Origin of the sequence: Anaeromonas gelatinilytica, assembly GCF_016820635.1 — a bacterium.
GTDB classification, from domain to species: Bacteria; Bacillota; Clostridia; order Tissierellales; family SIT17; genus Anaeromonas; species Anaeromonas gelatinilytica.
In genome coordinates, this window is record NZ_WSFU01000137.1 from 1 (window position 1) to 22,083 (window position 22,083).

At 29.0% G+C, this 22,083-nt stretch carries 23 protein-coding genes, 1 pseudogene and 1 riboswitch; of the genes and pseudogenes, 22 read left to right on the forward strand and 2 right to left on the reverse strand.

Features of this window, described 5'->3' with window-relative positions:
* The first annotated feature begins 350 nt into the window (after nt 1-350).
* Nucleotides 351-524, forward strand: a riboswitch (cobalamin riboswitch).
* A 148-nt stretch (nt 525-672) separates the two neighbouring features.
* The 22 genes and pseudogenes from nikB to GOQ29_RS13015 all read left to right on the forward strand — a co-directional run bounded on the left by nikB (nt 673) and on the right by GOQ29_RS13015 (nt 20,250).
* The gene (gene nikB, locus GOQ29_RS12910; RefSeq protein WP_203373081.1) at nt 673-1,620 is read left to right on the forward strand and encodes a nickel ABC transporter permease; all 948 of its coding nucleotides are present in this window, start codon (nt 673-675) and stop codon (nt 1,618-1,620) included.
* Entirely contained in the window at nt 1,621-2,439 is an 819-nt protein-coding gene (nikC, locus tag GOQ29_RS12915; RefSeq protein WP_203373082.1) for a nickel transporter permease, read from the forward strand. It begins immediately after the preceding gene.
* A gap of 24 nt (nt 2,440-2,463) precedes the next feature.
* Complete coding sequence (locus GOQ29_RS12920) at nt 2,464-4,026, forward strand: ABC transporter substrate-binding protein (protein ID WP_203373083.1); 1,563 nt, start codon at nt 2,464-2,466, stop codon at nt 4,024-4,026.
* A gap of 42 nt (nt 4,027-4,068) precedes the next feature.
* The gene (locus GOQ29_RS12925; RefSeq protein WP_203373084.1) at nt 4,069-4,854 is read left to right on the forward strand and encodes an ABC transporter ATP-binding protein; all 786 of its coding nucleotides are present in this window, start codon (nt 4,069-4,071) and stop codon (nt 4,852-4,854) included.
* Between the two features lie 2 nt (nt 4,855-4,856).
* Nucleotides 4,857-5,822 (forward strand): ABC transporter ATP-binding protein, encoded by a 966-nt coding sequence (locus tag GOQ29_RS12930; RefSeq protein WP_203373085.1) that lies wholly within the window; start codon nt 4,857-4,859, stop codon nt 5,820-5,822.
* 54 nt (nt 5,823-5,876) lie between these two features.
* Entirely contained in the window at nt 5,877-6,749 is an 873-nt protein-coding gene (locus tag GOQ29_RS12935; RefSeq protein ID WP_203373086.1) for an ATP-grasp domain-containing protein, read from the forward strand.
* Between the two features lie 335 nt (nt 6,750-7,084).
* Complete coding sequence (gene folK / locus GOQ29_RS12940; protein ID WP_203373087.1) at nt 7,085-7,555, forward strand: 2-amino-4-hydroxy-6-hydroxymethyldihydropteridine diphosphokinase; 471 nt, start codon at nt 7,085-7,087, stop codon at nt 7,553-7,555.
* Between the two features lie 98 nt (nt 7,556-7,653).
* Complete coding sequence (locus GOQ29_RS12945; protein WP_286672884.1) at nt 7,654-7,995, forward strand: ABC-2 family transporter protein; 342 nt, start codon at nt 7,654-7,656, stop codon at nt 7,993-7,995.
* A 32-nt stretch (nt 7,996-8,027) separates the two neighbouring features.
* Nucleotides 8,028-8,837 carry a dihydropteroate synthase gene (gene folP / locus GOQ29_RS12950; protein WP_203373089.1) on the forward strand — a complete coding sequence of 270 codons (810 nt, stop codon included), beginning with the start codon at nt 8,028-8,030 and terminating at the stop codon, nt 8,835-8,837.
* Between the two features lie 42 nt (nt 8,838-8,879).
* Nucleotides 8,880-9,239: a 6-carboxytetrahydropterin synthase QueD gene (queD, locus tag GOQ29_RS12955; RefSeq protein WP_203373090.1), complete on the forward strand. Its 360-nt coding sequence runs from the start codon at nt 8,880-8,882 to the stop codon at nt 9,237-9,239.
* Complete coding sequence (gene folE2, locus GOQ29_RS12960; protein ID WP_203373091.1) at nt 9,239-10,000, forward strand: GTP cyclohydrolase FolE2; 762 nt, start codon at nt 9,239-9,241, stop codon at nt 9,998-10,000. Before queD ends, folE2 begins: the two co-directional genes overlap by 1 nt.
* Before the next feature lie 321 nt (nt 10,001-10,321).
* A complete protein-coding gene (locus GOQ29_RS12965) occupies nt 10,322-10,663 on the forward strand; it encodes a helix-turn-helix domain-containing protein (RefSeq protein WP_203373092.1) in 342 nt (113 codons plus the stop codon).
* 115 nt (nt 10,664-10,778) lie between these two features.
* Complete coding sequence (locus tag GOQ29_RS12970) at nt 10,779-10,973, forward strand: hypothetical protein (RefSeq protein WP_203373093.1); 195 nt, start codon at nt 10,779-10,781, stop codon at nt 10,971-10,973.
* Between the two features lie 301 nt (nt 10,974-11,274).
* Nucleotides 11,275-11,493, forward strand: coding sequence for a hypothetical protein (locus tag GOQ29_RS12975; protein WP_203373094.1), 219 nt, complete (start codon nt 11,275-11,277; stop codon nt 11,491-11,493).
* On the forward strand, nt 11,490-11,792 hold the full coding sequence (locus GOQ29_RS12980; RefSeq protein ID WP_350446028.1) for a spore coat protein: 303 nt from the start codon (nt 11,490-11,492) through the stop codon (nt 11,790-11,792). The genes GOQ29_RS12975 and GOQ29_RS12980 overlap by 4 nt, the downstream gene beginning before the upstream one ends.
* 346 nt (nt 11,793-12,138) lie before the next feature.
* Nucleotides 12,139-12,618: pseudogene (locus GOQ29_RS12985) on the forward strand (transposase); the annotation flags it as partial.
* Between the two features lie 254 nt (nt 12,619-12,872).
* Nucleotides 12,873-13,940, forward strand: a complete 1,068-nt coding sequence (locus tag GOQ29_RS12990; protein ID WP_203373095.1) for a helix-turn-helix domain-containing protein — start codon at nt 12,873-12,875, stop codon at nt 13,938-13,940.
* Nucleotides 13,933-15,183 (forward strand): FAD-dependent oxidoreductase, encoded by a 1,251-nt coding sequence (locus tag GOQ29_RS12995; RefSeq protein ID WP_203373096.1) that lies wholly within the window; start codon nt 13,933-13,935, stop codon nt 15,181-15,183. The genes GOQ29_RS12990 and GOQ29_RS12995 overlap by 8 nt, the downstream gene beginning before the upstream one ends.
* Before the next feature lie 318 nt (nt 15,184-15,501).
* Nucleotides 15,502-16,161 carry a hydrogenase nickel incorporation protein HypB gene (gene hypB / locus GOQ29_RS13000; RefSeq protein ID WP_203373097.1) on the forward strand — a complete coding sequence of 220 codons (660 nt, stop codon included), beginning with the start codon at nt 15,502-15,504 and terminating at the stop codon, nt 16,159-16,161.
* Between the two features lie 46 nt (nt 16,162-16,207).
* A complete protein-coding gene (locus GOQ29_RS13005) occupies nt 16,208-18,892 on the forward strand; it encodes an FAD-dependent oxidoreductase (protein ID WP_203373098.1) in 2,685 nt (894 codons plus the stop codon).
* 39 nt (nt 18,893-18,931) lie between these two features.
* Complete coding sequence (locus tag GOQ29_RS13010; protein WP_203373099.1) at nt 18,932-19,846, forward strand: DUF5692 family protein; 915 nt, start codon at nt 18,932-18,934, stop codon at nt 19,844-19,846.
* A gap of 62 nt (nt 19,847-19,908) precedes the next feature.
* Nucleotides 19,909-20,250 carry a hydrogenase maturation nickel metallochaperone HypA gene (locus GOQ29_RS13015; protein ID WP_203373100.1) on the forward strand — a complete coding sequence of 114 codons (342 nt, stop codon included), beginning with the start codon at nt 19,909-19,911 and terminating at the stop codon, nt 20,248-20,250.
* Nucleotides 20,251-20,376: 126 nt separating this feature from the next.
* On the opposite strand, the gene GOQ29_RS13020 is transcribed toward GOQ29_RS13015, so the two are convergent.
* A complete protein-coding gene (locus GOQ29_RS13020) occupies nt 20,377-21,126 on the reverse strand; it encodes an ABC transporter permease (RefSeq protein WP_203373101.1) in 750 nt (249 codons plus the stop codon).
* Nucleotides 21,123-22,082 carry an ABC transporter ATP-binding protein gene (locus tag GOQ29_RS13025; RefSeq protein ID WP_203373102.1) on the reverse strand — a complete coding sequence of 320 codons (960 nt, stop codon included), beginning with the start codon at nt 22,080-22,082 and terminating at the stop codon, nt 21,123-21,125. The genes GOQ29_RS13020 and GOQ29_RS13025 overlap by 4 nt, the downstream gene beginning before the upstream one ends.
* Between the last annotated feature and the right edge of the window lies 1 nt (nt 22,083).

Here is a 22,083-nt window from a genome sequence, read left to right on the forward strand (position 1 = left end):
AATGAGAATAAGGCGAAGTTTAGTTAATTCGTAATATTTAGTGTTCATTGGGAAAAGTTTGTAGAGCTATATGGATATAAAATTAGAAAAACTGTTGTTATTTTTCTTTAAACCATCAAATTAATGAACTTATCTATATTGTGTATAATATAATCTTAATGATAGCTTAGAAGATGAGATTTCATTTTTTAGGCTGTCTTTATTTTAGCTAGATTTTAAGTCATTAATATTCTATTTTAGGGTATTACTAATATAGTTCATTAGTAAATTAAATTAGAAAAAATAATATTGACAATTTTTTTGCTAACTGATAAAGTATTTAATTAGGTACATAGTTATTTATCAGATAATTAAATAAAGAAGTGAGAGGTGCTCGAAAGAGATAATAGGGAAAAAGGTGTAAGACCTTTGCAGCCCCCGCTACTGTAAGCATGACGAAATTCACAAACCACTGTTTTGACATGGGAAGGGTGAATAGTAGGATGATTGTGAGCCAGGAGACCTGCCTTTAACTTATCTGCATAGAACTTCGGTGGGAGGTTTAATGGTTTTGATTTCTATATGAATGAAGAACACACTCCATCAAGGGTGTGTTTTTTTAATCCATAATTTTAAAACAGGGGAAAATTAATATAGAAAACTTAAATGTAAAATAGGAGGATTAAATGGTGAATGGAGATTAGGAGAAATTATTTATTAAAGAGAATCTTACAATTAATTAGTGTTATGATTTTAACATCCTTTATAACATTTGTTCTTGTGTATATCAGTCCAAGTGATCCTGCTGAGATGATGCTTACGGCTCATGATGTTGTTCCTACTGAAGAATTATTGGAAAGAACAAGGGAAGATATGGGGTTAAATGATTCATTTATAGTTCAGTATGGAAATTGGATTAAAGGTCTATTGAAGGGGGATTTTGGATATTCTTATTCTACTAGGGAACCAGTGCTTGATATTTTACCTCAAAGGATTTTTATGACTATGAGATTAGCTGTTGTTGCATTATTTTTCTTGATATTTTTTTCATTTATATTTGGTGTGTTATCAGCAGTTAAAAAGAATACAATATTAGATTATTTAATTAGAAGTATTTCTATCATAGGAATATCTATTCCTGCTTTTTGGCTAGGTCTTATGCTAATTTATATATTTGCTGTGAAACTTCGTTGGTTTGAAATAACTAATCAAACATCTTTCAAAAGTGTTATTCTTCCGGCTATAACTTTAGCTATACCATTAATGGGAAGATATATAAGACAAATAAGAGAGGCAATATTAGAACAGTATTCTCAAGATTATGTTATAGGAGCTAGAGCTAAGGGTATAAGGGAGAGTTATATAATGATGAAATATATTTTACCTAATGCTCTTTTAGGAATTATTACGCTTTTGGGATTATCTATAGCTTTAATTTTAGGAGGAAGTGTGATAGTAGAAAATATTTTTTCTTGGCCGGGATTAGGCTCTATGGCTTTAGAGGCTATAACTTATAGGGATTATCCTTTATTGCAATCTTATGTTATTCTTATGACTTTAATTTATGTTACTATCAATTTTATTGTAGATATTATAACTCAAATTCTTAATCCTAAAATTAGATTGAAAGGAGAAAAATAAATGGGGAATATAAAAAAGAAAAAAATGATTTTTTTGATAATGCTATTTATAGCTATTTTTATGATTATATTAGCGATTATATCCCCTTTACTAATATCTCATGATCCTTTAGTTACTGATTTTGAGAATGTATTACAAAAGCCTTGTAGCGAATATCCCTTTGGTACTGATCAGGTAGGAAGATGTATATATTCCAGAGTTATTTATGGTGCTAGGGTTTCTTTGGGAACTACTTTTTTACTTTTAAGTATTGTTTTCATCTCAGGCTTAATTATTGGTACTATTGCTGGCATGTCAGGTGGCATTATAGATACTATAATCATGAGAATAGCAGATGCGGTACTATCCTTTCCAGATATAGTTTTTGCTATTGCTATTGTGGGAATATTAGGTCCTGGTATGAAAAATACTTTATTAGCTTTATCTGTTATTTGGTGGACAAAGTATGCTAGGCTAACAAGGGTTTTGGTTATGGCAGTTAAAGATAAAGAGTATATACACGCAGCAACAATGATTGGGGCAAGTAATATAAAGATTATTACTCATTATATTTTTCCTAATATTATATCACCTTTGATTGTCCAGTTGGCGTTAGATATAGGGGGAATGATGTTAGCTCTTGCTGGCCTATCATTTTTAGGTTTAGGTGTACAACCTCCAACACCTGAATGGGGAAATATGTTGAATGAAGGTAGATCTTATATACAAACGGCTCCTTGGTTATTGATATATCCTGGAGCAGCAATATTTATTGTTGTAGCTGTATTCAATACTTTAGGGGATAGTGTAAGAAATTTACTTGACCCTAAGCATATATAAATAAAATATTTAAGGGGTGTAAAAATGAAAAAGATATTAATTAGTATATTAATTTTATTTATGTGTTTTGTATTCATTGCTTGTAGTCAACAAGATCAATCTCAAGAAGCAAAGGATATTAGTGGAGATGCAATCAAAGACGCAAAGAAGACTTTAAATATGGCTTTGTTTTGGTTAGATAGTAATATAGAGCCTACAGAAGGATGGAATGGATGGACATTGACTCGCTGTGGTATAGGTGAAAATCTTGTGCAATTTGATGAGAATATGAAGTTGAAGCCTGTGATTGCGGAATCTTATGAGCAGATTGATGATAAAACTGTAGTTTTTGATATAAGAAAAGGTGTAAAATTTCATAATGGGAAGCCTGTAGATGCTAAGGCTGTTAAAGATTCTATAGAGAGAGTCTTGGAAATATCTGATAGAGATGATGTAAAATTCTCTGTGGAATCAATAAAAGCAGAAGGTCAAAAATTAACTATTAAAACAGAAGTACCATCTCCTACTTTGCTTAATAAGTTAGCAGATCCTGTATATGTTATAGTAGATGCATCTGTAGCAAATGATGAAAACTTTAAATATAAACCTATTGCTACCGGTGCTTTTAAAGTGGCTGAATTTAATCCAGATTTGGGTTTAACTCTTGAAAAGCATGAAGAACATTGGAGTGGTGATATTGGTGTGGATGTTGTTAATGTAAAATATATACAGGATGCTGACACTAGAAGTATGGCATTACAATCTGGTGAAATTGATTTTGCTACTCAAATAGATAGTAAAGATTTAAGCTTATTTCAGGATAATGATGATTTTATAGTACAGAAGGGACCAAATTTGCGAGTATTTCTATTGAGATTTAATATGGATAAACCATATATGAAGAGTTTAGAATTTAGACAGGCTCTTGCTCATGGTATAGATAAAGAGACATATGCTACACAAATAGTAAATGGAGTAGCCGCAAAAGGACCATTTAATGACAAGCTTTCTTTTGGCTATACGGGGAATGATATTTATCCTTATGATCCTGATAAAGCAAATGAGTTGTTGGATAAGGCAGGGTTTATTGATACTAATGGAGATGGTATTAGAGAAATGGATGGTGAAAATATTGTGTTGAAATTTGTTTCTAGAACTAATCATGGAAATGATGCTAAAGATATAGGTGCATCTATGCAGTCTCAATATAAGGAAATAGGCATAGATGTTGAAGTTATTCAGGTTGAGAATTATGCTAATATGGTGGAAGCAGGAGATTTTGATTTATTATGGGAAAGATGGACTTCTGCACCAACATCAGATCCTCAATATTTTCTTGAATCCAGCTATAAAACAGGAAGTTCAGGAAATGATGGGAATTATAGCAATCCAGAACTTGATAAGGTTTGTGATGAATTAAAGAATACTTTTGATAAAGATGGAAGGGATAAATTAGGAATAAAAGGATCAGAAATTCTTATGGAGGATGTAGCTTCTTTATTCTTATACTATCAAGAGGGTACAGTGGTAACCAGAAATAATGTAGATGGAGTACACAGATTTATATCAGAAATATATTATATTGATGACAGGATTAAGATGAAATAATTATTTTTGAAGTTCACGGTTAGAATGGAGGCTGAAAAATTAATGGAAAAATTACTGGAAGTAAAAGATCTCACTATCCAATATGACAATAAAAATTATGCTGTTAAAAATATAGATATGGATATAAATTATAAAGAGATTATTAGTATAGTAGGTGAAAGTGGAAGTGGAAAAACCACGTTAGTAAGAAGTATTATCAATCTACTTTCTCCTGGTGCTAAGATAATCTCTGGAGAAATGATATTTTGTGGTAAAAATATTCAGAAATATCATAAAGAGCAGTGGAGGAAGCTTCGTGGTAATGAAATATCTATGATTTTTCAAAATCCTGGTTCTTATCTAAATCCTATTAGGAAAATAGGTAAGCAATTTATAGAAAATATTAGAAGTCATAGGGATACATCCAAAATTCAAGCAGTAAAAAAAGCTAATAATATTTTAGGAAAAATGGGGTTTGATGATGGGGATAGGATTATGAATTCCTATCCTTATCAGTTAAGTGGTGGAATGAAACAAAGAGTTGCTATTGCTATGGCTATTGCTATGGAGCCAAAACTTATTTTAGCAGATGAACCAACAAGTGCCCTTGATGTAATAACACAGACTCAGATAGCCAACGAATTGATGGATCTTAGGAATACATTTGATACTAGTATTGTAATTGTTACACATAATATAGGTTTTGCTGCATATATGGCAGATAGAATTATGATTATGCATGATGGTGAAGTAGTAGAATACGATAATAAATCGAAAGTAATTTTAGAACCTAAATCTCTATATACCAAAGGGTTATTACAAACAATACCTGAACTGAAAGGATGGTAGTGATGGAGAAAGAGATAATTCTTCAATTGGAAAATATTCAAAAAATTTTTAAAGATAATAGAGGCAAAAATTTTAAAGCTATCAATAATGTTAATATTAATTTAGCAAAGGGAGAATGTATTGGCATTGTTGGAGAAAGTGGTTGTGGTAAAAGTACTCTTGCTAGAATAATAGCTCATTTAACAAGTTCCTCAGAAGGTAGGATAATTTATAAAGGAGAGGATATAACAGATATTTCTAAACAATCTGTTAAAAAGTATTATAGAAATGTACAGATGATACTTCAAGACCCATTGGCTACATTTAGTCCAAGAATGAAAATAGGTAGATATTTAATTGAACCTTTTATTAATTTTAAAATAATGAACAAAAAGAAAGCATATGGATATGCTGAATTATTGTTAAATAAGGTTGGACTTAGTGAAGATTATATAGAAAAGTATCCGAATGAATTAAGTGGTGGTGAACTTCAAAGAGTAGTTATAGCTAGAGCTATTGGTCTCGAACCGAACATTATTATATCCGATGAATGTACATCTGCTCTTGATGTATCAATTCAAAAGCAAATCATAAATCTTTTCTTAGATTTAAAGAAAAAGATAAATTTTTCATATATATTTATAACTCATGATTTAGCTTTAGCAGAAAGTGTATGTGATAAGATATATGTTATGTATTTAGGAGAAATAGTTGAGGTGCTAGAAGGATGGAATCTTGTTAGAGAAGCAAAACATCCATATACTCAGATGCTTTTAGATTCAGTATTTTCTATTAAAAATTTTAATAAAAGAATTGAAGTGAATAAAAGAATAGGGAAAAAGTCTAAAAAAGCAAAGGGATGTGTGTTTGCGGAGCGTTGCCCGAATAGTACAATAGAATGTTTAGAAAAAAAGCCCCAATTAATAAGAATCAATCGATATGCTAGTGTTGCATGCAAAAAATATGAAAAAATCAGAGAAATTTCTTAGGGAGCATAGGTATATATAAATTTAAGATAGTATATTGATATAAGGAGGTTTAATATGATAGATGTCGCCATCTTAGTGAGTGAAAAATATTGTAAACAATCTAATCCTGATGATATTGCATTAAAAAAAGCATTAATGATGTTAGGGCATACATCGCAAATAGTAGCTTGGGATGATGAAAGCATTGATTTTTCTGCTTTTAAAATAGCTATTATAAGATCTTGTTGGGATTATGATCAAAGATTAGATGAATTTTTAAAACGAATGAATTTTATAGAGAGTAAATGTTTATTATTAAATCCTTATAGGACTATAAAGGAAAATAGTAATAAATTTTATCTGAAGGATTTGCAGAAAAGAGGGGTGTCGGTTGTTCCAACCATATTTATCAATTCTGAATCAGATTTTCATAAGCAATCTATAAATTTTGATTCTCAGCAAGTTATTATTAAGCCAGTTGTCAGTGCAAGTGGTAGAGATACATATAGATATAAGAGTGATGATTTTAAAGGAATTCAAGAAACTATTAAGAAAATTGTTGAAAGCAAGTCAGTAATGATACAGCCTTATATAGAATCAATTGAAACTTCAGGGGAACGATCAACTGTTGTTATTGAAGGTGTACCTGTTTTTACTATGCAAAAAAAACCAGCTGAAGGCGGGTTTTTGGTTCATAAGCATTGGGGAGGTACTTATAATGAAATAACTGCTACAGAAAAAGATTTATTATTTTTACAAAAAGTTTATGATGTATTAGAAGAAAAGCCCCTATATATGCGAGTTGATTATGTTTATGATAATAACAATAAGCCTTTGTTGCTTGAATTAGAGTTAATAGAACCAAATCTTTATTTACAGCGAAATGATAGAGGATTAAAAATACTAAGTGAAAAGTTATCTACTATCTTAAAAAAAGAATTTAAATAAAGTTGAAAAATAGATATTGTTCCCTTAAATTCTAAGTTTAAGGGATTTTTATTTAGATAAATTATTTTAAAGTGAGTTTAAAAACATAGAAGTTGTTTAATTGTGTTAATAAAATTATTAATAATTTTATTAAAATATTTAAAAAATTTATGTTATAATGAGTTTGTAATAATTATACAAAATTCTTAAATTTATGTGAATTCACCAATTCTTTTAGAAATGATATGTTTATTTAATTTGTACATTTGTACATAAAAATATAAAAGACATAATGCTATACATTCTTTTATTTTGATTTATTTTAAGTAAAAATGTTTTTAAAAGGGGATTTAGATATGATAGCATATATTGGATTAGGAAGTAATCTAGGGGAAAGAGAAAAGTTTTTAAAGAAGGCACAACAATTTATGAAAGAGGAAGGCATAACTATATTAAAGTGTTCTAAAATTAGAGAAACATTGCCTTATGGTTATGTCAATCAACCACTCTTTTTAAATCAAGTTGTTGAGGTAGAAACTGACTTGTCTCCATTTGAATTATTAGAACGAATGCAAAAGATTGAAAATATGTTGGGAAGAGAACGTGAAGAGCATTGGGGACCACGAACTATAGATTTAGATATTTTGTTTTATGGTGATGAAATTATAGAATCACCATTATTAATTGTACCTCATAAAGAGATACAAAACCGTTTATTTGTATTAGAGCCAATGGTAGAATTAAATGCTAATTGTATTCATCCTGTTTTTAATGTAACTATGATAACACTTTATGAACAACTTTTAGAAAAATTATCTAAGGATTAATTACATATTTTTATATTTTTAATTGAGATTTAATTCAAAAAATAAATTAATATAATAAATCAGGAAAATTGTGGAGGTACATTCTATGATTTTATGCATTGACTATTACCATGGGTATAGTTTTGTTTTTTACTATTTTTTTATTTTTTGCTGGGTGGAGTTTTTGGACTTTAGGAGAGAGCAAGTTGGCAAGTCTTTTTTCTGATAGTGGTAAAGATATTTTTCAATATCCAGCAGATATATTTCATCAAAAATTTCAGTTATTTTTAACCTATATACTACCATTTGCCTTTTTTAATTATTATCCTATGCAGTATCTTTTTGAAAAGGAAAATTCTATATTTTATGCTCTATCTCCTTTGTTAATTATGCTATGGACAGTGGTTTCTTATATGTTATGGGTGAAAGGGTTAAAACAATATAATTCTACTGGGTCTTGATGAATAGGAAAAATTAAAGGGAGGGAATTAATATGATTAATCGTGAAGGAGAGTTTAATATTTCTTCGAACAAGACTCATTTAGTTGGCATTGTAAATATAACAGATGATTCTTATTATGATGGAGGACGCTATAATACTGTTGAAAAAGCATTAAAAAGATGTGAAGAATTGGAGAAATTAGGTGTAGATATTATTGAATTAGGTGCGCAGTCTTTCTTTCCTGGTAGAAAGGAGAAAACAGTAGAAGAACAATGGCAAATTTTAAAGCCTGTGTTAAAAGAGCTAACTAAACATACAAAATTACTTATATCTATTGATACTGATGAAATAGAACTTATGAAACTTTGTGCAGATGAGGGAGCAAAAATAATGAATATTCTTCAACCTAATGAGTTTCACTTTGAAACTATTAAAGCATTAAAAAATTATCCAATTGGTTTTGTTGTTATGGATTATAAAAATCATAATAAACCTATCATACAAGCGTTACAAGAAAGGGAAAAAGAAATATGGAATTGGTGTTTAGATCATGATATAAGTACTAAAAGAATTATATTTGATCCTGGAATAGGATTGCCATATGGTAAGAATACTGAAGAGACATTGGAAATGTTTCAAAGAATTGATGAATTAAATGAAGGTCCTTTTCCTATTCTGTTATCTTATGCAAGAAAAAGTTTTATGCAAGATTTGTATTCATTAAATGTAGAAGAGAGGTTAAGCCCTACTGTTGCTTTATCATTATATTTTTATGAGAAAAAGGTTTCATTTTTAAGAATTCATGATGTTAAAGATATATTGATAGCTTTAGATATTTGGAAAAAAGTCAAAGGAATATAGTGGATAATAAAATATTTTCTTATTTAAAATAGGAGGTACAATATGATATTAGTCAAAGAATTTGAATTTGATGCAGCTCATAATTTGATTAATTATAAGGGTAAATGTGAAAAATTACATGGTCACACATATAAATTAGTAGTTAAATTAAAAGGTAGAAAAGATAATGAGGATATGATTTATGATTTTGTTGATCTTAAGAAATTGGTTAAAGAAAATATATTGGTAGAATTTGATCATGGGTATATTAATGATTTTATTGAACAACCTACCGCTGAAAACATAGCAGAATATATCTGGAATAAACTAGAAAAATTAATTGAGAGAGAAAATGTGAATTTGCATGAAATTGAAGTTTGGGAAACAAAAAATTCAGGGATAATATATAATGGAGAATACTAATGAAAGATGTACAAGAGCAAAAAGATTATAGAAATGTTTATTTAAATGAAGTAGGTATAAAAAAATTAAATTTTTTTATAGATATCAAGAAAAAAGATGGAACATGGGAAACAACAAAGGCTGTAATTGGTATGTCTGTTGATTTAGATGAAAGTCAAAAAGGGACACATATGTCGAGATTTGTTGATGTGATACAAGATAATAATAGATTAGATTTTAATAATATGGATAATACTCTTAAAATTATACGAGATAGATTAGAAGCTAAGAATAGTTATATAAATCTTAAATTTGATTATTTTATTCAAAAAGAAGCTCCAGTATCTAAAAAGATATCATATTTAGATGTGGGAGTAGACTATAAGGCATGGCTTAAAGATGATAATTTTATATCTGAGATGACTGTAAATATTCCAATTACAACACTTTGTCCATGTTCTAAGGAAATTTCAAATTATAGTGCTCATAATCAAAGGGCAAATGTGGCTTTGACTATTAGAACTGATAAATTTATTTGGATTGAAGATTTAGTGAAAATAGCAGAGGAATCCTCGTCATCTCCTATTTATGCTATGTTAAAAAGACCAGATGAAAAATATGTAACCGAATATGCTTTTGATCATCCTAAATTTGTTGAGGATGTGTGTAGAGATGTAAAACTTAAATTAGATAAATTTAAAAATATAAAAAATTATGAGGTTGAAGTAGAGAGTTATGAAAGTATTCATAATCACTCTGCCTATGCAAAGGTAATTTATTAGTATTTAATGTGTGATTATAAAAAATATAGATATTATTTATTAGAAGGAGCTGAAAAGCTTCTTTTTTAGTATAATTAAGTTTTTATTATGAAAGGATAATTAATAGATTTAATTTCAAAATTGTAATTTAGAAGTAATAATGATGAAATATTATCCTTATTTATTTTATGTTTAATGAGATAATGAAGAATTTAAGAAGTAATTAGTAGACTCCATAAAAGTTACTAATAGTTACTTAAGTTTCTTAAGGATGCTATTAAGGCAAAAGGCAATCATATAATCTTATAGTAACTAATGAAACTATAAGAAACGGGTGATATTATGGAAATTAATAAAGTTATGTTTGGAAAAAGATTGAAGGAAATTAGAAAGTTAAGAAATATGACGTCTAATAAATTAGCTGAAGTATGTAAAATAGAGCCATCATTTGTAAGACAAATTGAAAGTGCAGCTAAATATCCAAGTATTCCAGTATTTGTAAAGTTGTGTAATGCACTTAGGGTTTCTCCTGAGTATTTGCTAAAAGATAGTTTAGATGAAATTGATGAACCAGATAATTTAAAAGCTTTATATAATAAACTTAAAAATTTAACTCCAAATGAAATTGAATTAGTTACAGATATATTAGAAGATATTTTAAAGCATAGACAGCAATATTTATAGAGAGAAATAAATCATAATCATTACACAGTTTGACATATTTCGCATTTAAATGCATATATACTATAAGTAACAAAAGTTACTTATAGTATATATGCAAAGATAAGGAGGAAAGATTGTGGGTAATGATTATGCGGAGATTTTAGGTAAAATAGTTGACATCATAGGTGAAGTAGAATCTAAAATGACTTCTAATGATACTAAGGAAGGTTTTGAAGCGGAAAGATACCTATTGCAAAAAATCTATGAAGATCTGATAAAATTAGTGGTTAAATCAGAAAAAAGATATATTGAATGTCAGATTGATGTTTAATAATTGAATTGTAAATATTAATATAATAAAAAAATAATGAATTGAATATTTTGGAAGCAGTTAAAAACTCATTTTATTGTATAAATATAAAATGAGTTTTTTTAATGAGTAGATTTTTTATTAAATATTTTTAAGTAGAGGTTTTGATAAGAATCAAAGTAAATATATTAACCTTCTATATTTAATAAAAAAATAGGATAATAGCATAAAATAATATAATTAATTATTAATATAAATTAAATGTTTAATATATAAATAAATGCATATAATAATGGTGAAAAAATGATTAGGAGGTAAAAATATGAGAAAACTTTCAGATGCAGAAATGTTATCATTAACAAATTTATTAAAGGCTGAAAAAGATGGATTAGCAGTATCTAGGGTTATGCAAGGAGTAATAAGTGATGAAGACTTAAAGAAACAAGCTGAGGCTGGTATTTTAGCAATGGAAGGTAGAATTAAAGGAATACAGCAGTTTATCAACGAAAATAGAATAACAGAAACAGGGGAGATGAAATGATGACTAACTTTTTAGGAAATAGGGTAAAAAACATGACAGATATTAATGATGAAGTAATAGTAAATAATATGCTTGCATCAGCTAAGGGAGCATCTAATGCATATATGAATGCGACTTTAGCAAGTTCAACGCCTGAGTTAAGAGCAATGTATGGCTCAAGTTTGAATGAAGTAGTTGGAGAACATACAGTCTTAATGAAACTTGCAGTAAAAAAAGGTTGGGAAAATCCTTATAATTCACCTTCACAGCAACTTACAGATACTTATAATAAATCTCAAAACACAGTATCTATAGAATAAATTACTTTATGGTAATAGTAAGAATATATATTAATAATGATTTAGATAAGATTTAATTATATTTATATTTTTGGTTAATTATAATTTTAATATTTAATTAACTCAATTAGTATTTTAGAATCTTATAATTGGATATGAATTTATAAAAAAGAAAGCTGAAAAATTTAAATTAAACAATTTACTTAAGAATGTAGCAGATTTAAAATCAGTTTTTCTTCAAAAGAGTTATATAATGAGTGTATTAGTCTATATCAGGTAGTGTAAATAAATCTGTGCTTAAGTGAAAAATGAGACTCCTTTCTGGCAACAATTAACAATAAAATTGAAACCAGAGAGGAGTTTTATTATGCCAACTTTACCAAAAGAAATATTTAGAGAAATGATTAAAGATGGAAATTTAAAGACAGCAGGGAATCTTCATTCCTATCTAAAAGATATCTTTAAAGATGCCTTACAGGAAATGTTAGAAGTAGAGTTTGATGTGGAACTGGTATATGAAAAAGGTGACAGATTAAATAAAAATACAGACAATAGAAGAAATGGACATACAGAAAAGAAGGTAAAGACTGCATTTGAAGACATGGACATAAAAGTTCCAAGGGATAGAAATAGCGAATTTGAGCCTGAAGTCGTATCTAAAAATGTGCGGAATATATCAGGAATTGAGGAGAAGATTATATCACTTTATGCAAGGGGTATGTCAACCAAAGATATTTGTGATCAACTAAATCATATCTACAGAATAGAAGTATCTGCCGAAATGGTAAGTAAAATAACTGACAAAATAATACCTAGAATTAAAGAATGGCAAAATAGACCTCTTGATTTGTAGATTAGGAGAATAGATAGAGGTATACTAAAAAAATACTTCTATCTATTTTTATTCAAATCATAAATTAAGACTAGATTGCTTTTTAATAATAAGATATTTTAGAAATGGATGTAAATGTGTATAGAGAAAGGCTCGTGGTTAAAAATGGAATTTGTGATATAATAAAATTAACTGGAATTATTTATTTTTTCATAAAAGATTATAGTTCTTTATTAAAAAATAAATGATATTAAAGGGGGAGCTTTATTATGAGATCAGAAGGTTTTAATGCGTATACTAGATATATGATTTTAAAACATGCTTTGAAAGAAAATAACGTTTCCCAAACATGTAAAGTCTGTGGTATTTCGAGAACGACATTTTATAATTGGTATAGAGATTATCAGAAATATGGAATTACTGGATTACAGAATAAAGAACCTAAAAAACCTAAAATGCCAAATAAGGTAAGTAAAACTATTGAGAATGAAATTTTAGCCTATGTTGAGCGATTCCCAGCTGATGGTCCGAAAAGAATTTATTATGAATTGAAATCAGAAGGTTTTGAAATTGGAGAATCTGGAATTTATAATGTTTTAAAACGACATAATTTATCAAGAAAAGCTCAAAGAATTACATATTCTAAAAACAAGTTTTCTAATTTAAATGTGAAAAAAGAGAAAAAACAATCTAAATTACCTTTTGATAAGGATAAAGAACCAATTTATCCATGTCATTTTGTGATTCAGCGTATTGATTTTATTGGAAGATTTGATGGAATTGGAAAAGTTTATCAATATAGTTTGTATGATGTTTATTCTAAATTGGGTGTTGTGAAGTTGTACAATAAAAAGCAAGATATAGATATTTGGTATTTCTTTGAGATTAAGATTATGTATTTACTTAAGATATTTAATTTAAAAATGGATTATTTGATTACTAAAAAAACAAAAGAATTTATTCCTTATTTTGTTAAAGGTAATAAATATAAAGAAATTATTGAGAAATTAAATATTAAACATAGTTTTTTTGAAAGAGAAGAAGGTTCTTTATTGAATTCTATGAATGAATTTAATGAGTTCTTAGTCAAAGAATTTTATAATAAAATAGGAATTAATATAAATATAAATTCTTTTACTAAGTTGGAAAGAACTTTTTATAAGTTTTTAAGGCATTACAATTTTTCTAAAATTATTTCAGAAGGTTGCAATGAAGGAAAAACGCCAGCAGAGATTATTCTTGAAAGAGCTATTGAAAATAATGTAGATTTTGATATGCTGCCTCTTTGGTTTTTAGCTTTGTTTAATCAAAAGAAATGGGTTGATGAAAATGAATAAAGTAGATTGTAGAGTTGCAGTAATTGGTGGTGGAATTTCTGGTCTTGTTATGGCATCAAATTTACAAAAAAAAGGTTATAAAAATGTTACTGTTTTTGAAAGAGAAAACAGAATAGGTGGTAAACTGTATACTATTTGGTATAAGGGTAAATCCTATGAGTTGGGTGCACTTTTTGGTTTGCCTGTTCAAAAGAATTTACAATATCTTATAAAAACATTAAATATAAAGATTGATGGTCCAATTTTGTGTCGAGTAAATTATGATACAAATGGTAATAAAATCATGCAAATTCCGAAGGAGTCATTAGGGGATTTTCTTGAAGAAATTAATCGTTTACCCGATGTTTTGGATGATTATAAATCTTTAGAGAAGATTAATATTAAAAATATTGAGTCACCATTAATGTTACCGTTTTCAAAATGGTGTGATATTCATCAATTTAGTGTTTTAAAGAATATTTATATGCATCATTTTACTAGCTATGGATTGGGAGATATAGATGAAGTCCCAGCGATTTATGTGTTACGTATATTAAGTTATGATACTGTAATGTCTTTTATAGAGTTGCCTGAATTTTTTACACGGAAATATGGAATGACATCTCTAGTTAAGACTTTAGGTCAAAGTATTAAAGATTTAAGATTAGGACAAAATGTAAAAAATATTAATTTGTCAAATCATAATACATTATATGTTTGTACAGAGTTTGAGGAACTTGAATTTGATCGTGTTATCATTACATCTCCCATTGAACAATTTATTGATCTTTTTGATGATAATGAAATGAAAGATTTTTTGGAATGTATTAAATATCAAGATTATACTGTCTATGCTTTTATCGGGAAGAATCTCCCAAAAGGATGTGGATGTGTATTAGAAAATTTATCTAGAGAAAGAAGAGGTCACCTTATTATATGGAATTCTCGTTGGGATTCAGTCAAAGATGAAGGATTATTAACTGTTTATGCTTATAATCATCCTAAACTTTCTAGTTTAGAATCTTTTAAATTATTAGAAAATGATTTGATAAAGTTGGGAATTGAAGATCCGAAGTTATACCAGTTTAAAAATTGGAAACAAGGTCCATATGTTGATTCGTATGTATTACAAAAGGGATTTTATGAAAAAATGGAATCGATGCAGGGTAAAAATAATATTTTTTTAGCAGGTGAAATTATGAGTACGGTTTCAATGGAAAATTGTATTCGATACTCCAATTATTTAATAGATAAATATTTTTAATGAGTATAAGTTGCTTGGATGATTTTTAATCATTTAAAGTAACTTTTTTATTTTTAAGTATAGTTTACACTTTTTTTCTAGATAAGACTTTTTTGTAGGTTATTATACAGATTTAGATTGTCTTAAAATTGTAAACTATACATGAAACATAAAATGGTATAGAGCTTGAAAATTAAACAATTATATTATTTTGACATCAGTAAAATTTTGGAATATACTGAAAACGATAAAAAAATAACAAAGCAACAAAATTATTTATGATGTTAAATTGTATAAAAAAATAAAAGAAAAATTGGAATAAATTAAGGAGGAAAGTATATGGATAAATTTAAAGTTATTGAGATTAAGGAAAGTGTTTTTGAAGATAATGAGCGACAAGCTAATTTACTTAGAGAGAAACTAGAAAAAGAAAACGTTTTTTTACTGAATTTGATGTCATCTCCAGGATCAGGTAAGACTACAACTGTTTTAAGAACAATTGAAGCTTTAAAGGATGAAATGAGGATTGGAGTTTTAGAAGCTGATATTGATTCAGATGTTGATGCTCATGCTGTTGTTCAGACTGGTGTAGAAGTAATTCAATTGCATACAGGTGGAATGTGTCATCTTGATGCAGATATGACTAAGCAGGGATTATTAGAATTGGGAACAAAGGAAATTGATTTTGCTATTTTAGAAAATGTAGGAAATTTAGTATGTCCAGCAGAGTTTGATACTGGAGCATCAAAAAATGCAATGATTTTAAGTGTACCAGAGGGAGACGATAAACCTCTAAAATATCCATTGATGTTTTCAATGGTTAATGTTTTATTAATTAATAAGATAGATACAATTGATTATTTTGATTTTGATTTAGATGCAGTTAAAAAGCGTGCAAAAAAATTGAATCCAAATATTAAAATTATCCCAATATCCGCTAAAACTGGTGAAGGTATTAATGAGTGGGTTGATTGGATACGTACTCAAGTGAAAAAGTAGAAAGAAAAATAGACTGAAGTAAAATTATATTTTAGAGGTGTATATTATGGTAAAAGAAAGGGTATTGGATCTTGCAAATAAGATTAGTAGAACAAAACGTGGTTCAAGATCAGAAATTAAACCAGAAGATCCAGAATATAGAATTTTAGAACCCGTAGTTACAGAGGAAATGGCAGAAGTAGCACTTTGTCTTGAATTACGTAAGCCAAAGAGTTCAGAAGAAATTGCTGATTTATGTGGTAAATCTGTAGAGGAAACAGAGAAACTTTTATGGGAATTGGCAGTCGCTGGTGTTTGTTTTGTTAATGAGATTGATGGTGTCGATAAATATTGGCATGATATTTGGATTCCAGGACATATGGAAATGATGGTTAATAATAAGGAAAATGTTAAAAAGTATCCACAAATTGCTGAAGCATTTGAAGCATATGGAAGAGTAAGGGGGCCAGGGACAGCAGGTAATTTTCCAGTAGGTGTAGGATTAATGCGTGTTATTCCTATAGAAGAATCTATTATGGGAGAGACAAGAAAAGCATCTTATGAAGAAGTTTCTAAATATCTTAATGAGAATGAAATTTTTTCAGTTTCGGATTGTTCTTGTCGTACAGCAAGGGAAGCTATGGGAGAAGGGTGTGGACACTTGAAGGAAGATATGTGTATTCAAATGGGGCATGCTGCTGAATACTATATTCGTACAGATAGAGGGCGAGAAATTACTCGAGAAGAAGCTTTTGAAATTATAAAAAAAGCTGAAGATAATGGTTTAATACATCAGATACCAAATACAGATGGCCCTGGAAAAACTCATGCAATTTGTAATTGTTGTGGTTGTTCATGTTTATCTTTAAGAAGTGCTGAAATGTTTTTGAATTCTGATATGGTTCGTTCAAATTATGCTTCTCAGGTAGATAAAGATAAATGCGTTGCTTGTGGAGAATGTGTTGAAAATTGTCCTGTTAATGCATTGAGATTAGGTCAGAAGATATGTACTAAAATACCTATAGTAGAGGAAGAACGTCCTTTACCCTATGATACAGAATGGGGACCAGATAAGTGGAATCCCGATTATAGAACTAATAGAAAAGTTGTTGTTGATACTGGAACAAGTCCTTGTAAGGCAGAATGTCCTGCTCATATTGGAATTCAGGGTTATATTAAATTAGCTTCTCAAGGAAGATATACTGAAGCTCTTGAGCTTATTAAACAAGAGAATCCATTTCCGGCAGTATGTGGACGTATCTGTCCTAGAAACTGTGAATCTGAATGTACTAGAACAGATATTGATGATCCTATTGCTATTGATGACATTAAGAAATTTATTGCAGAACAAGATTTGAACATCGATCATCGTTATTTACCCAAAATTAAACATGGATATGGAAATAAAATTGCTATTATCGGTGCAGGACCTTGTGGACTTTCTTGTGCTTATTATTTAGCTATTGATGGTTATGATGTAATGGTGTTTGAAAAACAAGAAGTACTTGGAGGTATGTTGACATTAGGAATTCCATCCTACAGATTAGAAAAAGATGTAGTTAATGCAGAAATTGATGTTTTGAAAGAATTAGGCGTTAAGTTTAAGACAGGCGTTGAAGTAGGTAAAGATGTGACTATTAATGATTTAAGAAAGGAGGGATTTGAAGCCTTTTATATAGCAATTGGTGCCCAAACAGGTAGGTATCTTGGTATTGATGGGGAAGAAGCTGAGGGAGCTATTACTGGTGTTGATTTCTTAGGTAAGGTTAATCTTAATAAAGATATAAAAATGGAAGGATCAACTATTGTTATTGGTGGTGGAAATGTTGCTGTTGATGTTGCTCGAACTGCTATACGAATTAGTAAATCAGAAGTAGATATGTATTGTTTGGAAAGTAGGAAAGAAATGCCGGCTCTTGAGGAAGAAATTGAAGAGGCTTTAACAGAAGGAATTGATATTAATAACTCCTGGGGACCTAAGAGAATTCTTACAGAGGATGGACGTGTTACTGGAATAGAATTTAAAAAATGTATTAGTGTGTTTGATGAAAATAAAAGATTTAATCCTAAATTTGATGAAAATGAAAGTATAGTTGTTAAAGCAAATAATATATTGATTTCAGTAGGTCAATCAGTAGAATGGGGTAATCTAATTGCAGATACTAAAATAGAATTAAACTCCAATAAGACTATTAAAGCAGATTCTCTTACCTATCAAACTGATGAGCCTGATATATTTACTGGTGGAGATGTATTAACTGGTCCTAAATTTGCTATTGATGCTATTGCTTTAGGTAAAGAAGGTGCTATTTCTATTCATCGCTATGTTCAGCCTGGTCAAAGTTTAATTCTAGGCCGTACCAGAAGAGAATATACTGGACTTGATAAAGATAATCTTAATCTTGAAGGATATGATCGTCTTCCAAGGCAAAAATTGAGTCATATTGATGGAAACAAATCAAAGGATACCTTTAGAGATTTACGTACTACTTTTACAGAAGAACAAGTAAAAAAGGAAACAGAACGTTGTCTTGGTTGTGGTGCTACAGTTGTAGATGAATATTTATGTGTGGGATGTGGTTCTTGTGTGACTAAATGTAAGTTTGATGCAATTTCACTGGTGAGAAAATATGATGCTTCTAGTGTAGAGTTGAGTGAATTAAAACCTACTATTATGAAATATGCTATAAAACGTAAAGGAAGAATTGCAGTTAAAAAGGTAAAGACATCTTTTCGTAAATTTATTAAGTAAGATTAGTTTCAATAAATAAAATGGAAGGAGTGTTATTTTATGTTCTTTTTCGAAGCAATTCATTGGTATGATGTAGTCATGTGGTTAGCAGTTTTAGGAATTCTTATAGGGTTGAATGAATTTGTACGTTTAGGTAAATGGAAGAGTATTGCTATGTTCATTATTTTACCAGCGATACTTACTCCAATTTGGCTAATGAAGGAAAGTGAGATTACATCTTGGTTTACTTGGGTCAAGGTGTATTCTGCTCTTACAGGTAGTATAATTTTTATGGTTATAAGACTCACAGATTATCATGAAAAGCATAAATGGTATATTTGTCTTGTTCCAGCTATTTTAGCTATAAATATTTTAGAAGCGGCGATACGAGAATTACAGGTTGGTTTATCTGGATTTAATGGAATAGTTGATGATATGTATTATATTTCTGGTGGTTGGAATTATGCAAATGCTATTGCAGGTATAATTAATATGTTATTGATTTGTGGATGGTCTGGTATTTATAGAACTAAAGGTAAACATAAAGATATGATATGGTCAGATCAGACTATTATGTATATTATAGCTTATGCTGTTTGGAATATTGCATATGTATATTCTTGTGCACCAGGTAATGCCTTATATTCAGGTGTAGCATTAAATATAGCACCAATTATTCCTGCTTTATTTTGGGCAAAGGGAACTTGGATGGAAAATCGTGCACATACATTGTCATTTTGGATGATGTGGGTAATGACTTTCCCATACTTTTTTGCAACAGGAAGTACTTTTAATGTTAGTGTAAGTTATAACCCTGCAGCTAATTGGACTATATCTTTAGTATCTTTAGGTCTAAATGTTATTCTTGCAATTTGGCAAGTATATAGAATTATAAAGAATCGTTTTAATCCTTTAAAAGATGAAATTTGGAATGATACAAAACAATATCAAAAGGCTGCTGATATAACAGATTAAATTTTCATATATATAATTAAAAGTATAAGTATTTTAATTTAGATGAGTAGAGGTGAGTTCATTTGCATGAATTAGGAGTTATAATAGAAGTTGTTAAAAAAGTTGAAAGTTTTGCAAAAAAGAATAGAATAGTAGAAATTGATACATTAGTTCTTCAAATTGGTGAACTTTCTTCGATGGTTCCTAAGTATGTTGAAGCATGTTATCCAGCTGCAGTTGATGGCACATTATTGCAGGATACAAAGCTTAAAATAGAGATATTACCATGTAATGCTATATGCAAAAACTGTAACAAAGTATTTAATTTAATTGAAGCTCAAAAGAAATGTCCTGATTGCGAAAGTGAAGAATGGGATTTGTTGGGTGGTAATGAGTTTTTAATTAAGGAAATTATTGCTTGTTAAACTTATTTTAGGTTGAGTTTTAAAGGCGTTTTTGGCTCGATATCAAGCCAAAAACGCCTTTATTATGATAAATTTTGTAGATATAAAATCATTAATTATGTTTTTTGTTTCGTTTTTGTATATTAATTAGTTAGCAGTTTCTTTTTTTAGTTTCCATATTGCTAATGCAAAGCTACCACAACAGAGAATTATAAATAGCCCAATAACAGGTAAAATGTTTTCTAATAAGATTGATTTTTCAAATATTAGACTACGTAAACTGTTAATGATATGTGTAAATGGATTAAGTGTTACGGCTATTGCTAACCCTCCAGATAAGTTTTCTGGAGGAAAAAGAGCTGAGCTTAAAAAAAAGATAGGAAGCACAATTGCAGTCATAATGGTTTCATAGATAACTTCATTAGGTAGAAAAAGACTAATAGTATAGGCAAGACTTGACATGAAAAAAGCTGTTATAAAGATTAATAATACCATGAAGGCAATTCCTGTAGTACCCGATGCTATTGTTACTGAGTAAAAAAGACTTACTAGAAATAAAATTATTACTTCTATGAAGGATATTAATATTGCTTCCAATATTTGTCCTAATACAATTGATGTTCTACTTATAGGTGCAATTAAGATTCTGAAAAAACTACCATTAGATTTCATGATGAAATTAATCATACCACTACTGCAACAGGCACCAAATGTAACGAGTATTATGATGCCTGGCAGAATGAAAGCAGTATAATTAGTGATTCCTGTATCTTGTAATGTTTGGTTTGCAACAGCACTGTACAAAACAAGCCAAATAAGTGGTTGTAATAATGGTATAATAATGGCAATAGGGTTTTGAATACGCCATTTTATGTTACGCCATAAAATATTTATCATTTCCATTCCTCCTCTTCACTTTCTTTTGAAGATGTTAATGTTAAAAAAACGTCTTCAAGACTAGGTTCTATAATTTCAATTGAATCAAATTCTATATTCTGTTCCAAAAGCCATTTATTGATAGATGTAAAAGCTGTTCTACGGTTAATTACATTTGTAAGAATAGAATTATCTTGTATATTGGTAAATTTAGTGAGTCCTATTTTATCAATAGTATATTTGCATTTTTTTGCTTGTTCAATACTAGGAAATGTTATACGAATCATATTGGGATTGATATAGTTCTTTAATTTTTTAGATGTTCCTTGAGTCAATACTTTACCATTTTTCATAATGCAAATACTATCACTTAGTTGTTCAGCTTCTTCAAGATAATGAGTTGTAAGGAAAATGGTTGTTTTATATTCATTTCTAATTTTTAAAAGCATTTTCCACATAGCTTTACGAGAATTAACATCCATTCCAATTGTAGGTTCATCTAAAAATAATATTTTAGGCATTGATATCATATTCATGGCGATGTCTAGTCTGCGTTTTATTCCACCTGAATAGGATGCTGTAGGATATTTTAAATACTTTGAAAGTTCGAAATTATTAATCAAAGAATCTATTCTTTTTTTCGCGATTTCTGGATTTACTTTATATAACTTACTTTGGAAAAGCATATTTTCCATAAGGGATAGATGCTCATCAATAGATATACGTTGTGCAACACAAGCAATTTGTGTGCGAATCCAAGTTGAGTTTTTAGATAAATCTTTTCCTAGTATTGTTACATTTCCAGATGTAGGGTTATAATACGTTGTTAATATATTAATTAAAGAAGATTTTCCTGCACCGTTTGGTCCTAATAAAGAAAAAATCTCTCCTTCATTTACTTTTAGATTTACATTATCTAGTGCTTTAACGCCATTTTTGTATTGTTTAATTAATCTATTGATTTCAATTGCAAGCATT

Bases quoted from the DNA above. Each gene is read 5' to 3' on its own strand.
- queD (WP_203373090.1), top strand. From the start codon at position 8,880: ATGATATTAGTCAAAGAATTTGAATTTGATGCAGCTCATAATTTGATT.
- GOQ29_RS13005 (WP_203373098.1), top strand. From the start codon at position 16,208: ATGGTAAAAGAAAGGGTATTGGATCTTGCAAATAAGATTAGTAGAACA.
- GOQ29_RS12935 (WP_203373086.1), top strand. From the start codon at position 5,877: ATGATAGATGTCGCCATCTTAGTGAGTGAAAAATATTGTAAACAATCT.
- folK (WP_203373087.1), top strand. From the start codon at position 7,085: ATGATAGCATATATTGGATTAGGAAGTAATCTAGGGGAAAGAGAAAAG.
- GOQ29_RS12925 (WP_203373084.1), top strand. From the start codon at position 4,069: ATGGAAAAATTACTGGAAGTAAAAGATCTCACTATCCAATATGACAAT.
- GOQ29_RS12930 (WP_203373085.1), top strand. From the start codon at position 4,857: ATGGAGAAAGAGATAATTCTTCAATTGGAAAATATTCAAAAAATTTTT.
- GOQ29_RS12920 (WP_203373083.1), top strand. From the start codon at position 2,464: ATGAAAAAGATATTAATTAGTATATTAATTTTATTTATGTGTTTTGTA.
- nikB (WP_203373081.1), top strand. From the start codon at position 673: ATGGAGATTAGGAGAAATTATTTATTAAAGAGAATCTTACAATTAATT.
- nikC (WP_203373082.1), top strand. From the start codon at position 1,621: ATGGGGAATATAAAAAAGAAAAAAATGATTTTTTTGATAATGCTATTT.
- GOQ29_RS12980 (WP_350446028.1), top strand. From the start codon at position 11,490: ATGATGACTAACTTTTTAGGAAATAGGGTAAAAAACATGACAGATATT.
- hypB (WP_203373097.1), top strand. From the start codon at position 15,502: ATGGATAAATTTAAAGTTATTGAGATTAAGGAAAGTGTTTTTGAAGAT.
- folP (WP_203373089.1), top strand. From the start codon at position 8,028: ATGATTAATCGTGAAGGAGAGTTTAATATTTCTTCGAACAAGACTCAT.
- GOQ29_RS13010 (WP_203373099.1), top strand. From the start codon at position 18,932: ATGTTCTTTTTCGAAGCAATTCATTGGTATGATGTAGTCATGTGGTTA.
- folE2 (WP_203373091.1), top strand. From the start codon at position 9,239: ATGAAAGATGTACAAGAGCAAAAAGATTATAGAAATGTTTATTTAAAT.
- GOQ29_RS12975 (WP_203373094.1), top strand. From the start codon at position 11,275: ATGAGAAAACTTTCAGATGCAGAAATGTTATCATTAACAAATTTATTA.
- GOQ29_RS12965 (WP_203373092.1), top strand. From the start codon at position 10,322: ATGGAAATTAATAAAGTTATGTTTGGAAAAAGATTGAAGGAAATTAGA.
- GOQ29_RS13025 (WP_203373102.1), bottom strand. From the start codon at position 22,082: ATGCTTGCAATTGAAATCAATAGATTAATTAAACAATACAAAAATGGC.
- GOQ29_RS12990 (WP_203373095.1), top strand. From the start codon at position 12,873: ATGAGATCAGAAGGTTTTAATGCGTATACTAGATATATGATTTTAAAA.
- GOQ29_RS12995 (WP_203373096.1), top strand. From the start codon at position 13,933: ATGAATAAAGTAGATTGTAGAGTTGCAGTAATTGGTGGTGGAATTTCT.
- GOQ29_RS13020 (WP_203373101.1), bottom strand. From the start codon at position 21,126: ATGATAAATATTTTATGGCGTAACATAAAATGGCGTATTCAAAACCCT.